This window comes from Curtobacterium sp. AC272 (assembly GCF_979258155.1).
Genome location: NZ_OZ409838.1, coordinates 3,067,491 through 3,081,323, shown reverse-complemented (window position 1 = coordinate 3,081,323; position 13,833 = coordinate 3,067,491). Strand labels below are relative to the sequence as shown.

Below are 13,833 nucleotides of genomic sequence, written 5' to 3'. Positions count from 1 at the left end.
GGGGCTCATCGGTACCGCCCGAGGTCGAGCACTCCGTCGCAGGCGTCACGGGTTGCGTCGTCGTGCGTGGCGACGACGACGACCGTCCCCGCCGCGGCGAGCGCACCGATCCCACGGTTCACCTCGATCGCGGTCGCCCGGTCGAGTTGCGCCGTCGGCTCGTCGACCAGCATCAGACCCGGCGCACTCGCGATCGCGCGCGCGAGCATCAGGCGTTGCGCCTCGCCACCGGACAGTTCGGCGAACCGCGCGTGCGCTCGCGAGCCGAGCCCGAAGCGCTCGAGGACCTCGAGTGCCCGGACGTCTGCGGTCCGACGATCCGCGCCCTGGGCGACGAACGGCAGCGCGACGTGGTCGAGCACGCGGCGGCGGGCCACCCCGTGCGGGTTCTGGAACACCCAGAGCGGTCGACAGCCCGGCGGACGGACGGCGGCGCCGCGCGTCGGACGGAGCATCCCGGCGAGGATCGCGAGCAGCGTTGACTTGCCGGAGCCGCTCGGCCCGACGACCGCGGTCACGCTCCCCTCGGCGAAGGTGCGGTCGACGCGGTCGAACAGGACGGTGCCGTTCGGCCAGACGTGCCCGACGCCCTCGAGCGTCACCGACACGAGCTGGACCGGTCCGGCTCGGCACGGATCCGGTCGAGCGTTCGTCCGCTGGGCACCCGGACGAACGACTGCCCGAGTTCCGACCCGAGGACCTCGACCCGGAGCGACCGCCCCGTCGTCGGTTGCAGGCACGCCCGGTCACCCTCGAGGTCCCAGAGGGCCGTCGGTGGCACCACCTGGACCGTTCGTGGCCGGCTGAGCGCCCACGTCGCGGCCACCGTCGGTGTGCCGTCGGCCGAAGCGACCGTCGCCGCGTACTCCGGCAGGGCGGTGATCGTGGAGAGGGCCGTCGGCGACGAGACCACCCCGGCGGCGTCGGTCGGGACGTCGGCGTTCCCGATCCGCAGCACGCGCTCCCCCGGCGCCGGATCGACCGGGAGCGCCTCGATGCGCGCACCGCGGAGTTCGGCCGGGAGTTCGACGAGGACACCGTCGGCGCCGACCGCTGCCCCGACGACGGCCACGCACGCCAGGACGGTGTTCTCGGCGGCTGGCACCCATGCGAACGGGTCCCGCGGCACGACGCCGTCGGGCAGGTCGTCGCGGTCGACGCCTCGGTCGACCAGGAACTGCTGCGCAGCGTGGAGCGTGCCCGGGCCGAGGACGCCGTCGATGCTCAGTCCGGCACCGAGGCGCGTGAGTTCCCGCTGCAACCCCGTGACGTCGGCCCCGCGGTCGCCGAGCTCGAGGTCGCGCCACAGCGGCTCGTCACTGGCGAGCGCGATCACCGGCCGCCCGTCAACCCGCGCGAGGACGTCCCCAGTCCGCACGGGTGCCCCGGTCGAGCACGTCGACGTCGTCACCGTCCCGGTCCGCGACGTCACGACCGCCCGTGGGGCACCGGTGTCGAGTGCGAGCTGCACCTGTCGTTCATCGGCATCGGTGCGCTCGGTCACCCGGACGGTGCTCGCGGGAGCCGCTGTCCGGAGTGCAGCCGGCACCTCGGCCGGCACAGTGACCACGATGGCGGCGGCCGTCGCCGCCGCGACCACCATCGCCCCGAGTGACAGGAGCGCGGCAGACGGGAAGCGCATCACTGCCGCCAGAGCCCGAGCGGGTCGACACGGCACTGGATCGCAGCGTCGCTCGTCTCGTCGAACGGGAACGTGTCGGCGTCGTAGTCCTTCCGCCACTGCCGCTCGGTGTAGTCCTTTCCCACCAAGCCGGAATCCCGCAGGCAGGGAACCGTGATCTTCGCGTCATCGAGACGTTGAGGATTCCGGCGCGTCTCCTCGAAGAGCTGTGTGACGTACTCGTCGGCGGTCTCCTCGCATTTTCGGAGGATCGGGTCCGAGCGCTCGAAGAAGTCGTCGGGGTAGCGCCCATCGAGTGATTCGAGGCCGAATCCACCGTCCGGGTCGTAGTCGATCCGCAGTCCGGAGTCCGCGAGGCACCGACCCACGCGGTCGTGCGCGGCCTCGAGCTCCGCAGTGGTCACCTCACCGTCAGCGAGGATCCTGAACTCGAAGTCCGACACACCGTCATCGAGCGCGGCTCGGAACTCTTCAGCCCACGGCCCCGCCGATTCAAGGGTTACCTCCGACGACATCGTGGTCTCCACAGCGCTGCTACAGCCAGACAGGACGAGGACCGCGGTGGCCGCGACGCACACAGCGGCACGGCCACCGAACAGATGGCGCACTACCGCGCCGTCATGCCGTACGAGACGACGTTCGCCCAACACAGCTTCTGCGCCGAGATGTGCCCCTTCCCCACCCAGGCCCCGTACTTCGAGGACGCGTTCTTGATCGCGTTCCAGTGCCGCGCGCCGTTGCCGCAGGAGTTGTTCTTCCCCTTGGTCAGCGTCACCGACCCGTAGCACGCAGCACTCGCCTCCGGCGCCGTCGCGGTGTCGACCGCGATCCCGCCGCCCACGACACTCCCCAGCACGACCGCACCCAGCACGACGTTCTTGATCGACATCGATCTCCCCTTTCGTTGCGACACCTCCCCGATGTCACCGTTAACGTATTACCGTTCAGTACGGGGATGCAACGACCAGCGCCACATCCGTGCAGGATGGACGCGTGACTGATGACATCCGGTGGGAGGTGGTCGAGGAGAGCTCCCTCTCGCTCCCGGACCACGAAGCGATCGCCGCACTGCTGGCGCAGGCGTTCCCGGACTGGTCCCACTGGTACGTGGGCGGCCGCAGCTGGTCCGGCATGCAGCCCGAGCGCCGCGTCCTCGCCCGCGACCAGAACGGCGTCGTCCTGGCGCATGTCGGCATCCGCCGCATGTTCATCACGGTCGGCGGGCGCGACGTCCTGGTCGGCGACACCGGCCTCGTCGCCGTGTCGCCGCGGCTGCAGGGATCGGGCAGGGGCCGGGAACTCATGGAGCGCACGCACGCCGTGCTCGACGGGCTCGCGGTGCCGTACGGCTTCCTCGGCGCGGGCGAGAACCGCATCCCCTTCTACGCGAAGCTCGGCTGGCACGAGTTCCCCGAGGTCGTCGGCACCTTCTCGGCGTTCACCGCCGAGGGCGCCGGCATCACGAACACGGAGCAGGGCGGCTGGATGGTGCGGCCGGTGGCCGCAGCACTGGAGGACTGGCCGGCCGGCCCGATCTGGCTGAACGGCCAAGAGGTCTAGGACCAGACCACGAACGGACGGGAGGCACGGTGCCAGCTGGCACCGTGCCTCCCGTCCGTCAGGTGGTGGACCGGGGCTCACGCCCCCGCGTCCACCGGACTACGCCTCGACCGCCACCGTCTCCGGGTCCTCGTTCGAACCCGGCGCGCTCGGCACGACCGCGGCGCGCACGCGCGCACCGAGGTCGGCATCGACGTTCGTCCAGTACGCGAACACGCGCTCGCGCAGGTCGTCGCGCGTCACCTTCGAGACGTGACCAGCGATGTTGCCGACCAGGCGCGCACGGGCGGCGTCGTCGAGGACCTCGCGGACCATCGTGCCGGCCTGGCCGAAGTCGTCGTCCTCCGGGTGCAGGGTCGCGGCGGAACGCTGCAGCGCGCCGTCCGACTCCCAGCCGGGCACGTCGTCGGTCGCGGTCGGGTCGGCGTGTGCGCCACCGAGCGAGTTCGGCGCGTACACGGGCACCTCGGACTTCTGGAAGTCGAAGCGCATGGCGCCGTCCTTCGAGTACGAGTGCACCTCGTTCTTCGGGGCGTTCACCGGCAGCTGCGCGTGGTTGGTGCCGACGCGGTAGCGGTGGGCGTCCGCGTAGCTGAAGATGCGGGCGAGGAGCATCTTGTCCGGGCTGGCGGCGATGCCGGGCACGAAGTTCGACGGGGCGAACGTCGCCTGCTCGATCTCGGCGAAGTAGTTCTCCGGGTTGCGGTTGAGCTCCATCGTGCCGACCTCGATGAGCGGGTAGTCCGCGTGCGGCCACACCTTCGTCAGGTCGAACGGGTTGAAGCGGTAGCTCGCGGCGTCCTCGTAGGGCATGACCTGCACCTTGAGCGTCCAGCGCGGGTGGTCGCCGCGCTCGATCGCAGCGTGCAGGTCGCGGATGTGGAAGTCCGCGTCCTCGCCGGCGATGCGGTCTGCGTCCTCCTGCGTCAGGGTCTTGTGCCCCTGCTCGGTCAGGAAGTGGTACTTCACCCAGAAGCGCTCGCCCTCGGCGTTGATCCACTGGTACGTGTGCGAGCCGAAGCCGTCCATCTCACGCCACGACGCGGGCAGGCCGCGGTCGCCCATCAGCCAGGTGACCTGGTGCGCGGACTCGGGCGACAGGGTCCAGAAGTCCCACTGCATGTCGTGGTCGCGCAGGTGCGAGCCGGGCAGGCGCTTCTGCGAGCGGATGAAGTCGGGGAACTTGATGCCGTCGCGGATGAAGAAGACGGGCGTGTTGTTCCCGACGAGGTCGTAGTTGCCCTCGGACGTGTAGAACTTCAGCGCGAAGCCGCGGGGGTCGCGCCACGTGTCGGGCGAACCCTGCTCACCGGCGACGGACGAGAAGCGCGTGAGCATCTCGGTCTGCTGACCCGGCTGCAGGAACGCGGCGCGGGTGTACTTGCTGACGTCCTGCGTGACGGTGAAGGTACCGAAGGCACCGCCGCCCTTCGCGTGGACGACGCGCTCCGGCACGCGCTCGCGGTTGAACTGGGCGAGCTTCTCGACCAGGTAGTGGTCGTGCAGCGCGAGGGGGCCGTCGGCCCCGACGCCCATCGAGTGCTCGTCGCTCGAGACGGGAGCGCCGGAGTTGGTGGTCGTGGTGGGGGTGCCGGCCGACTGGCCGGGCGTCGTGTTCTGGTCGGACACGGTTCCTCCTTGGGTGGAACGGTTGGTTCGGTCAGGGGTGCTCGGGTGGTTCAGGGGACGCGCGGGGCGTCGGACTCGTCTGCGCTTGCGCTTGCGCTTGGGGCGCCGGCGTCGCTGGCTGCGCCATCGCCAGCGTCGCTGGCTGCGCCATCGCCGGCGTCGCTGGCTGCGCCATCGCCCGCGTCGTCGCGCTCGGCCGCGGCGCACCGCTCGCAGATGCCCCAGTAGGTGACCTCGGCGGTGGTGACGGCGAAGCCGTGCGCGTCCGACGGGGTCAGGCAGGGCGAGTGCCCGACGGCGCAGTCGACGTCCTCGATCGCGCCGCACAGGGTGCAGACGATGTGGTGGTGGTTGTCACCGGTGCGTCGCTCGTACCGAGCGGGGCTGCCGGCCGGCTCGATGCGTCGGACGAGGCCGACGCCGGTCAGCGCGGCGAGCACGCCGTACACGGCCTGGTGGCTGGTCGTCGGGAGCTCCGCCGTGAGCGCCGTGACGATGTCGTCGGCGGTGGCGTGCGGCATCGATTCGGTGGCCCGGAGCACCGCGAGTCGCGGCGTCGTGACCCGGAGGCCCGAGGTGCGGAGCAGATCGGCGTCGGCGTCCATGCTGAGCCTTTCTTTTGCAGGAATCAAGACAACACGGCAACTGTACACCAGCGTTCGCTGGAGGCCAGCGGTCTGACACATGCCCCGACCGGAATACGAAGTGTCACGATCCGGTCGCGATCAGCTGGACCAACGCTGGACCGACCGTTCCGCACGCTAGCGTCCGGACATGTCCACGAGCCACGGCCTGTCTGAACAGGCGAACAGCGCACCGGACGTCCGGGGGATCATCGCGAAGCGGGACCTGGTCGTCGACCTCATCCGGACGGCCTGCGTCGTCCTCGTCGTCATCGTGCACGTCACGATGGTCGGCGTCGCGTCCGACGACCACGGGGTGCGGGTGACGAGCCCCCTGCAGGAGCTCCCGTGGTACGTCGCCGCCACGTGGATCGGGCAGGTGATGCCCCTCTTCTTCGTGGTCGGCGGCTTCGCGAGCGCAGTCGGCTGGCGCAGCACCGTCGCCCGCGGTGGGCCGAGCCCTGCTCGCGACTACCTGGCCACCCGCCTCGTGCGCCTGTTCCGGCCCGCTGTCCCGCTGTTCGTGTTCCTCGCGCTCGGGCTCGGTGTGGCCACGGCCGCCGGCACCCCACCGGACCTCCTCGCCGAGGTCGCGTTCGGCATCGGCTCGCCGCTCTGGTTCCTCGCCGCGTACGGCATCACGCAGTGCTGCGTGCCGCTGGTGATGCGGTTCCACGAGCGCGCACCCTGGGCGACGCTCGGCGTGTTGCTCGTGCTCGCCGCGGTGATCGACGCGGTCCGCCTGGCCACCGGGGTCGCCGAGGTCGGACTGCTCAACCTCGGGCCGGTGTGGCTCTTCGCACAACAGCTCGGGTTCCTCTGGGCCGACGGCTGGTTCGCACGGCGGTCGAAGACGCTCCTGCTCGCGGTGGCCGTCGCCGCCTACGCCGTGCTCATCCCGATGACCTCGATCGGCTTGTGGGCACCGGACATGCTGCAGGACCTCAACCCGCCGATGCTCCCGCTGGCGTTCCTCGCGATCGCGCAGGCCTGCCTGGTCCAGCTCGTGCACGCTCCGCTCACCCGCCTGATGCGCACCAGGGCCGCGCTCGGCGCCGTGTTCGTCCTCGGCCGCGACGGCATGACCATCTACCTGTGGCACCTGCCGCTGTTCATCGCACTGAACGGGATCGCCCTGCTGGTCGGGGTGCCGTTCCCGTCGCCGGGCTCCGGCGGGTGGTGGGCGTCCCGGCTGATCGCACTGGTCGCGGTGCTCGCCGTCGCACTCGGGGTTGCTCGCGCGCTCCGGTGGTTCGACCGCCCGCTCCCCCGGCTGCTGCCCTCGGCCGACCGCCCGTCCTGGCCGGTCGTCGCTCTCGCTGCGCTCTGCACGATCGGTCCGGCGTTCCTGGTGATGCAGCTGCACCTGTCGCTCGGGGTCGCGGTCATCGGCGCCGTGGCCGTGCCGACCGGGGTGTGGTTGCTCTCGCGGACCACGCCAGCCCGGCGCGTCACCCGGATCTGAACCGGTTCTCACCGTTCGGGGCTGCTCGGGCCTGCACCGGCACACACGCCGGGCAGAGGATGGCGGCAGGCCGATCCCCTGGAGGCACCCGACGCCGTCGACACCCGAGTTCTGGAGCACCTGGCGGTTCGATCCCCTGTCCGCGGTGATGATCGCCGTCGCCGCGGGCGCCTACGGCTGGTGGGTCGTCGGCGCCGCACGTCGCGGCGCACGCTGGCCCTGGTGGCGCACTCTCGCGTTCGTCGCCGCACTGGTGCTGTTCGGGATCCTGCAGTTCGGCATCGTCGGCGTGTACGACCAGCAGCTCCGGTGGGCGTTCGTGCTGCGGTCCGCCCTGCTCTTCTTCGCGGTCCCCACCTTCGCCGCGCTCGGTGCGCCCGTCTCGTTGCTCGGACAGGAGGCCCGGATCGCCTCGCACACGCCGCCGACGCCGCCATGCGGTCGCGTCCAGTGCGCCTGCTCGGCAACGCGATCGTCGCGCCGCTCGTCGCCCTCGTCCTGTTCGGCCTGTTGCTGACACCGTTCGCGGCGACCCTGCGCGAATCGTCCGTCTGGGCCGTCGTGATCACGGTGACGGTGCCGATGCTCGGGTTCGGGTTGCTCGCTCCACTGTCGGAACCCGGGGTGCTGCGGTCGTCGACGTTCGTCACCGCGGAGTTCCTGCTCGCCTTCGTGGAGCTGATGATCGACGCGGTGCCGGGCATCGTGCTGCGGATCACGAACCACGTGCTCGACGGGTCGGTGGTGCAGGCCGTGGGGCAGCCGTGGTTCCCGTCGCCGCTGCGCGATCAGCACCTGGCGGGCGACCTGCTGTGGTTCATCGCCGAGGTGGCGGACATCCCGGTGCTCATCTCGCTGTTCATCCGGTGGCAGCGGACCGATCGCCGCGAGGCCCACGCCGTCGACGCCCTGACCGACGAGCAGATCGACGAGCTGACGCGGGAGCACCTGCAGCGCCGGGGTTGAGCGCGCGGGCGGGGCGCCGACCCCGAACGACGACCTCGATGTCGTACGACGTCGAGGGTGTCGCAAGCACGCAGGCCCCGGGCCACTCGTGGAGCAGCCCGGGGCCCGGGTGGTCGGCGCGGGTCAGGCGTCGGGGTGCTTGCCGTGGTGGTCGATGGCGGCGAGCTCGGCCTCGGCAGTCGCCGGAGCAGCGGCCGCAGCGTGCACGCCGTGCGCGGTCGGCTTCGCGTCGCCCTCGGCCGGCGCAGTGCCCTCCGCGTCGGGCTGCGCGGTCACGCCACCGGTCTGCTGCCAGGCGACGGTCTGCTTCGGCTTCGCCAGGAACAGCGCCGCCACGATCGCCGCGATGAGCACGATCGCCGGCAGGAACAGCGACTCACCCATGGCGCGCGAGAACGGCTCGAGCAGGAACCCGGGCAGTCCGCCGACCTGCTGCTCGGCACCACCGGCAGAGGTCCCGCCGGTCGAGGCCGGGAAGTTCGCGGTGATCCGCGCCTCCATCAGCGCGGCGATGCCGGCCGAACCGAGCACGGCACCGATCTGACGCGTGGTGTTGTAGACGCCCGAGCCGGCACCGGCCAGCTTCGGCGGCAGGTTGCGCGTCGCCGAGACGGACAGCGGGCCCCACATGCAGGCGTTGGCGATGCCGAGGAGCGCACTCGGCAGGAGCACCCATCCCCAGTCGGCACTCGACGACAGCAGAGCGCCGAACCAGAACAGCCCGGCCGAGAAGCACGCGAGACCGAACGCGGCGACCCAGCGCGGGTTCCACCGGTTGAGGTTCTTGCCGACGAGCGGGGCGAGGCCGGCGGACAGCACGGCCTGCGGCACGAGGAGCAGTGCCGCCTGGGTCGGCGAGAACCGCAGGACGTCCTGCGCCCAGAGCATGATCGGCAGCGCGAACGAGGCGATCGCGACACCGACGGCCGTGATGGCGACGTTGGCCAGGGTGAAGTTGCGGTCCTTGAACAGGCCGAGGGGCAGCAGCGGCTCACCCTTCTGCACGCCCTGCCAGACGACGAACCCGGCGAGGACCACGAGCCCGACGATGATGAGCGACCACACCGAGATCGGCCCGGCGATGACGCCCCAGTCGTAGGTCTCGCCCTCCTGGATGCCGAAGACGAGCAGGAACAGGCCAGCCGCCGACAGGAAGATGCCGAGGTAGTCGAAGCGGTGCCCGTGGCGGTCGAACGACGGTACGAAGCGCTGCGCGAGCACGAACGCCACGACACCGACGGGGACGTTCACGAAGAAGATCCACTCCCAGCCGAAGCCGTCGACGAGCAGGCCGCCGACGATCGGGCCGACGAGCGAGGCGACACCGGCGACGGCGCCCCAGAGACCCATCGCGGCACCGCGGTTCTGCGGCGGGAAGATGCGCGTGATGACGGACATCGTCTGCGGGCTCATCATCGCGGCGCCGAGGCCCTGCACGACGCGGGCCACGATGAGCATCTCGATCGACCCGGCCAGACCGCACCAGAGGCTGGCGAGCGTGAACACCACGAGGCCGATCTGGTACATGACCTTCGGGCCGAAGCGGTCACCGAGACGGCCGGTGATGAGCAGCGGCACGGCGTAGGCGAGCAGGTACGCGCTCGTCACCCAGATCACGGAGTTGATGTCCGCGTCGAGCTTTTGGGCGATGGTGGGGGTGGCGACCGACACGATGGTCGAGTCGACGAGGATCATGAAGAAGCCCACGACGAGCGCCCAGAGGGCGGGCCACGGCTTCTTCTCGGTCGTCCGCGGAGGCGTGACGGTGGTCATCGAGTGGTGTCCTTGCTGTTCGTGGGGAAGTCAGTGTCTGTGGGGACGGCCGGGCCGTCCCAGGGAGGTCGCCGCTGGCGATGCGGTCGACGGTGGTGCTGAGCCACTCGATCTGCGCGGCGAGCATCGCACGGACGTACGACACGTCGAGCCAGTACCGCTCGGTCAGCTGCTTGGCCTGCACGCGCTGGAGTGCCTGGTCGTAGTCGTCGCGCTCCTGTTCGAGTGCGACGATCCGGGCCCGGACGGCCTCGACCGCCTCGGCGTGCGGCAGGTTCTCGAGCACGGAGAGGGCCAGGTGGAACTCCGGGTACTCGTCCGCGGGCTCCGCCACCATGCGGCGGAGCCCGTCCGCGAGTGCTGCGCGACCGGCTTCGGTGATCGTGTAGGTGGTGCGCTCCGGCCGGTTGCCGTCGCGGTCGGTGCCCACGACCTCGGCGAACCCGAGCTCGGCGAGGCGGCCGACCTGATGGTAGAGCGTGCCCGGGCGGACCTTGACGTTCCGCTCCTCCTGCCGGTGGACCATCGTCTGGAACATCTCGTACGGGTGCATCGGTGCCTCGTTCAGCAGGTCGAGCGCGGCGAACGCGAGGGGCGTGAGCGACGCCATGCGGGCCTCCTGACGGATCGGTGCGGCAGTCTTCCGACTGGACTATTCGACTTCGAATATACGGAGTCGAACTGAGGTGAGCAAACGCACAGCACGCTCTCCACAGGAGGCCCGGATCCGTCCCGGCGTGTCGCGCGCGCCCCGTAGACTGGTCGCGTCCCCCACCCTGAAGCGCTGGAGAGAACACGTGCCAACGATCGTCGTCGAGGTCATGCCCAAGGCTGAGATCCTCGACCCCCAGGGCAAGGCGGTGGGCAACGCCCTCGCCCGTCTGGGCAAGGCCGACCTGACCAACGTCCGCATCGGCAAGCGCTTCGAGGTGACCGTCGACGGCCCCGTCGACGACGCCAAGCTGGCCGAGGTCCGCGACATCGCCGCCGACGTCTTCTCGAACGCGGTCATCGAGGACGTCGTCTCCGTGACCGTCGAAGGTCAGTGACCCGGATGCGCATCGGCGTCATCACCTTCCCCGGCTCCCTCGACGACCGTGACGCCCAGCGCGCGGTCCGACTCGCCGGCGCCGACCCCGTCGCCCTCTGGCACGGCGACCACGACCTGCAGGGCGTCGACGCCATCGTGCTGCCCGGTGGGTTCTCGTACGGCGATTACCTGCGCGCCGGTGCGATCGCCGCGAAGGCACCGATCATGGCCGAGGTCATCGACGCCGCCGGCAAGGGCATGCCCGTGCTCGGCATCTGCAACGGTTTCCAGATGCTGGCCGAGGCCCGCCTGGTCCCCGGCGCGCACACCCGCAACGCGCACCAGCAGTTCATCCGCCGCGACCAGAAGCTCCGCGTCGAGACCACCTCGACCGCCTGGACCTCCGGGTTCACCGCGCAGCAGGAGATCACGATCCCGCTCAAGAACGCCGACGGCCGGTTCGTCGCCGACGCCGACGAGATCAAGCGCATCGAGGACAACGGCCAGGTCGTGTTCCGCTACGTCGGCGTGAACCCGAACGGGTCCATCGACGACATCGCCGGCGTCTCGAACGAGCGTGGCAACGTCGTGGGCCTGATGCCGCACCCCGAGCACGCGACCGAGCCCGGTTTCGGCCCGGACACCGCCGCTGCCATGGCCTCCGGCACGGACGGCCTCACCTTCTTCACCTCCGTGATCGAGTCGACGCTCGTCAAGTGACGGCCGCGACTCCAGTGACAGGGAACGACAACACCGTGACGACTTACGTGCGCCCGAAGCCCGACACCGTGCAGGATGCCGCGGCGACTCCCGACAAGGACCAGCCGTACGACGCGCTGGGCCTGAAGCCGGACGAGTACGCCCGCATCAAGGAGATCCTCGGCCGCCGCCCCACCTCGGGCGAGCTGGCGATGTACTCCGTCATGTGGTCCGAGCACTGCTCCTACAAGTCCTCGAAGAACTACCTCCGTCAGTTCGGCAAGAAGGTCACGCCGGAGATGACGAAGAACCTGATGGTCGGCATGGGCGAGAACGCCGGTGTCGTCGACGTCGGCAACGGCTGGGCGGTCACCTTCAAGGTCGAGTCGCACAACCACCCGTCCTACGTCGAGCCGTACCAGGGCGCCGCGACCGGCGTCGGCGGCATCGTCCGCGACATCATCTCGATGGGCGCCCGCCCGGTCGCCGTGATGGACCAGCTCCGCTTCGGCGCGATCGACCACGAGGACACCGCACGCGTCGTGCACGGCGTCGTCGGTGGCATCTCGTTCTACGGCAACTGCCTCGGCCTGCCGAACATCGGCGGCGAGACCTACTTCGACCCGGTGTACCAGGGCAACCCGCTGGTCAACGCCCTGGCGGTCGGCGTCCTGCGGCACGAGGACCTGCACCTGGCGAACGCGTCCGGTGCCGGCAACAAGGTCGTGCTGTTCGGTGCCCGCACCGGTGGCGACGGCATCGGCGGCGCGTCGATCCTGGCGTCCGACACCTTCACCGAGGGCGGCCCGACCAAGCGTCCCGCCGTCCAGGTCGGTGACCCCTTCGCCGAGAAGGTCCTGATCGAGTGCTGCCTCGAGCTGTTCCAGAAGGAACTGGTCGAGGGCATCCAGGACCTCGGCGCTGCGGGCATCTCCTGCGCCACGTCCGAGCTCGCGAGCAACGGCGACGGCGGCATGCACATCTCGCTCGACGACGTCCTGCTGCGCGACCCCACGCTCACGGCCGAAGAGATCCTGATGTCGGAGAGCCAGGAGCGCATGATGGCGGTCGTCCGCCCCGACAAGCTCGACGAGTTCCTCGCCGTGGTCGGCAAGTGGGAGGTCGAGACCAGCGTCCTGGGCGAGGTCACCGGCACCGGCCGTCTCGTCATCGACTGGCAGGGCCAGGAGATCGTGAACGTCGACCCGCGCACCGTCGCCGTCGACGGCCCCGTGTACGACCGCCCGGTCGCCTACCCGACCTGGATCGACGCGCTGCAGGCCGACACCGCGGCATCGCTCGACCGCCCGGCCGACGGCCCCGCGCTCAAGGCGCAGTTCCTCAGCCTGTTCGGTTCGCCGAACCTGGCGTCGAAGAACTGGGTCACGAACCAGTACGACACCTACGTGCTCGGCAACACCGCGCTGTCGTTCCCCGACGACGGCGGCATGATCCGCGTCGACGAGGAGACCGGTCTCGGTGTCGCCATCGCCACTGACGCCAACGGCCGCTACTGCCAGCTCGACCCGAAGCAGGGCGCCCGTCTGGCCCTGGCCGAGGCGTACCGGAACGTCGCCGTCACCGGTGCCGTCCCCGCCGCGGTCACCGACTGCCTGAACTTCGGCTCCCCTGAGAACCCCGAGGTCATGTGGCAGTTCTCCGAGGCGGTCGAGGGCCTGGCCGACGGCTGCATGGAGCTCGGCATCCCGGTCACCGGCGGCAACGTGTCGTTCTACAACCAGACCGGCTCGACCCCGATCCACCCGACCCCGGTCGTCGGTGTGCTCGGTGTCATCGACGACGTCGCCAAGCGCGTCCCGTCGGGCTGGCAGGACGACGGCCACAACATCTACCTGCTCGGCACGACGAGCCTCGAGCTCGACGGGTCGGCCTGGGCCGGCACGGTGCACGGGCACCTCGGCGGTCGTCCGCCGGCGGTGGACCTCGGTCGCGAGAAGGAGCTCGCCGAGCTGCTCTTCGCAGCGAGCGGCGAGCAGCTGCTGACGAGTGCGCACGACCTGGCGGACGGTGGCCTCGGCCAGTCGCTCGCCGAGTCCGTGCTCCGCTTCGGCCTCGGCGCCCGCGTGGTCCTCGACGAGCTCGAGTCCCGCGACGGCGTCGACACGGCGACCGCGCTGTTCTCCGAGTCGACCGGTCGCGTCATCGTGACCGTCCGGCGCGAGGACGACGTCCGCTTCCAGGGCCTGTGCGCCGGTCGGGGCTTCCCGGTCCTGCGCATCGGCGTGACCGACGCCACGTCGAACGCGCTCGAGGTCCAGGGTGCGTTCACGGCGACGCTCGACGAGCTCCGCGGCACGCACAACGCGACGCTGCCGGCCCGCTTCGGCGACGTGATCGTCGAGGACGTCACCGAGGGGTACGTCGGCCGCGGGCCGCTCGACTCCGACGGTGCGTTCTCGCCGCGCACGGACTCCTAGGCCCGGCG

General features: G+C 70.5%; 11 protein-coding genes and 3 pseudogenes. 6 read left to right on the top strand and 8 right to left on the bottom strand.

Translation table 11 applies throughout. The features are described from left to right. Window positions 1-5: 5 nt before the first annotated feature. Genes ACZZ0J_RS15845 through ACZZ0J_RS15830 form a run of 4 tightly spaced genes read right to left on the bottom strand, consistent with a single transcriptional unit; the run spans window position 6 to window position 2,531 of the window. Entirely contained in the window at window positions 6-608 is a 603-nt protein-coding gene (locus tag ACZZ0J_RS15845) for an ATP-binding cassette domain-containing protein (RefSeq protein WP_123340128.1), read from the bottom strand. Continuing rightward, window positions 599-1,642 (bottom strand): peptidoglycan-binding domain-containing protein, encoded by a 1,044-nt coding sequence (locus tag ACZZ0J_RS15840; RefSeq protein ID WP_463437652.1) that lies wholly within the window; start codon window positions 1,640-1,642, stop codon window positions 599-601. The genes ACZZ0J_RS15845 and ACZZ0J_RS15840 overlap by 10 nt, the downstream gene beginning before the upstream one ends. After that, window positions 1,642-2,250, bottom strand: a complete 609-nt coding sequence (locus ACZZ0J_RS15835; RefSeq protein ID WP_463437651.1) for a hypothetical protein — start codon at window positions 2,248-2,250, stop codon at window positions 1,642-1,644. Before ACZZ0J_RS15835 ends, ACZZ0J_RS15840 begins: the two co-directional genes overlap by 1 nt. Next, entirely contained in the window at window positions 2,250-2,531 is a 282-nt protein-coding gene (locus ACZZ0J_RS15830) for a hypothetical protein (RefSeq protein WP_194648519.1), read from the bottom strand. The genes ACZZ0J_RS15835 and ACZZ0J_RS15830 overlap by 1 nt, the downstream gene beginning before the upstream one ends. Window positions 2,532-2,635: 104 nt before the next feature. On the opposite strand from ACZZ0J_RS15830, the gene ACZZ0J_RS15825 reads away from it, so the two are divergent. Next, the gene (locus tag ACZZ0J_RS15825) at window positions 2,636-3,202 is read left to right on the top strand and encodes a GNAT family N-acetyltransferase (protein ID WP_463437650.1); all 567 of its coding nucleotides are present in this window, start codon (window positions 2,636-2,638) and stop codon (window positions 3,200-3,202) included. 99 nt (window positions 3,203-3,301) lie between these two features. Here ACZZ0J_RS15825 and ACZZ0J_RS15820 read toward each other — a convergent pair whose 3' ends face one another. Together ACZZ0J_RS15820 and ACZZ0J_RS15815 are read right to left on the bottom strand one after the other, a co-directional pair. Further along, on the bottom strand, window positions 3,302-4,831 hold the full coding sequence (locus ACZZ0J_RS15820; RefSeq protein ID WP_463437649.1) for a catalase: 1,530 nt from the start codon (window positions 4,829-4,831) through the stop codon (window positions 3,302-3,304). Window positions 4,832-5,010: 179 nt separating this feature from the next. Continuing rightward, window positions 5,011-5,436: pseudogene (locus ACZZ0J_RS15815) on the bottom strand (Fur family transcriptional regulator); the annotation flags it as partial. A gap of 169 nt (window positions 5,437-5,605) precedes the next feature. Between ACZZ0J_RS15815 and ACZZ0J_RS15810 the strand changes: the two are divergent. Then, window positions 5,606-6,919, top strand: a complete 1,314-nt coding sequence (locus tag ACZZ0J_RS15810; protein WP_463437648.1) for an acyltransferase family protein — start codon at window positions 5,606-5,608, stop codon at window positions 6,917-6,919. Window positions 6,920-7,067: 148 nt separating this feature from the next. Further along, window positions 7,068-7,885 (top strand): annotated as a pseudogene (locus tag ACZZ0J_RS15805) (cytochrome c oxidase assembly protein). Window positions 7,886-8,008: 123 nt separating this feature from the next. Here ACZZ0J_RS15805 and ACZZ0J_RS15800 read toward each other — a convergent pair. Then, on the bottom strand, window positions 8,009-9,658 hold the full coding sequence (locus ACZZ0J_RS15800) for a DHA2 family efflux MFS transporter permease subunit (protein WP_463437647.1): 1,650 nt from the start codon (window positions 9,656-9,658) through the stop codon (window positions 8,009-8,011). 364 nt (window positions 9,659-10,022) lie between these two features. Beyond that, window positions 10,023-10,268 (bottom strand): annotated as a pseudogene (locus ACZZ0J_RS15795) (PadR family transcriptional regulator); the annotation flags it as partial. A 187-nt stretch (window positions 10,269-10,455) separates the two neighbouring features. Here ACZZ0J_RS15795 and purS point away from each other — a divergent pair. From purS to purL, 3 genes are read left to right on the top strand one after another with little or no spacing between them, the layout of a single operon-like run. Then, the gene (gene purS, locus ACZZ0J_RS15790) at window positions 10,456-10,707 is read left to right on the top strand and encodes a phosphoribosylformylglycinamidine synthase subunit PurS (protein WP_017886272.1); all 252 of its coding nucleotides are present in this window, start codon (window positions 10,456-10,458) and stop codon (window positions 10,705-10,707) included. A 5-nt stretch (window positions 10,708-10,712) separates the two neighbouring features. Beyond that, entirely contained in the window at window positions 10,713-11,408 is a 696-nt protein-coding gene (gene purQ / locus ACZZ0J_RS15785) for a phosphoribosylformylglycinamidine synthase subunit PurQ (protein WP_111085606.1), read from the top strand. 35 nt (window positions 11,409-11,443) lie between these two features. Next, window positions 11,444-13,825 (top strand): phosphoribosylformylglycinamidine synthase subunit PurL, encoded by a 2,382-nt coding sequence (purL, locus tag ACZZ0J_RS15780; protein WP_463437646.1) that lies wholly within the window; start codon window positions 11,444-11,446, stop codon window positions 13,823-13,825. Window positions 13,826-13,833: the final 8 nt, after the last annotated feature.

What these genes read in the sequence shown, in the direction of transcription:
- ACZZ0J_RS15830 (WP_194648519.1), bottom strand. Translation starts at nt 2,531, where the DNA reads ATGTCGATCAAGAACGTCGTGCTGGGTGCGGTCGTGCTGGGGAGTGTC.
- ACZZ0J_RS15810 (WP_463437648.1), top strand. Translation starts at nt 5,606, where the DNA reads ATGTCCACGAGCCACGGCCTGTCTGAACAGGCGAACAGCGCACCGGAC.
- ACZZ0J_RS15840 (WP_463437652.1), bottom strand. Translation starts at nt 1,642, where the DNA reads ATGCGCTTCCCGTCTGCCGCGCTCCTGTCACTCGGGGCGATGGTGGTC.
- ACZZ0J_RS15800 (WP_463437647.1), bottom strand. Translation starts at nt 9,658, where the DNA reads ATGACCACCGTCACGCCTCCGCGGACGACCGAGAAGAAGCCGTGGCCC.
- purQ (WP_111085606.1), top strand. Translation starts at nt 10,713, where the DNA reads ATGCGCATCGGCGTCATCACCTTCCCCGGCTCCCTCGACGACCGTGAC.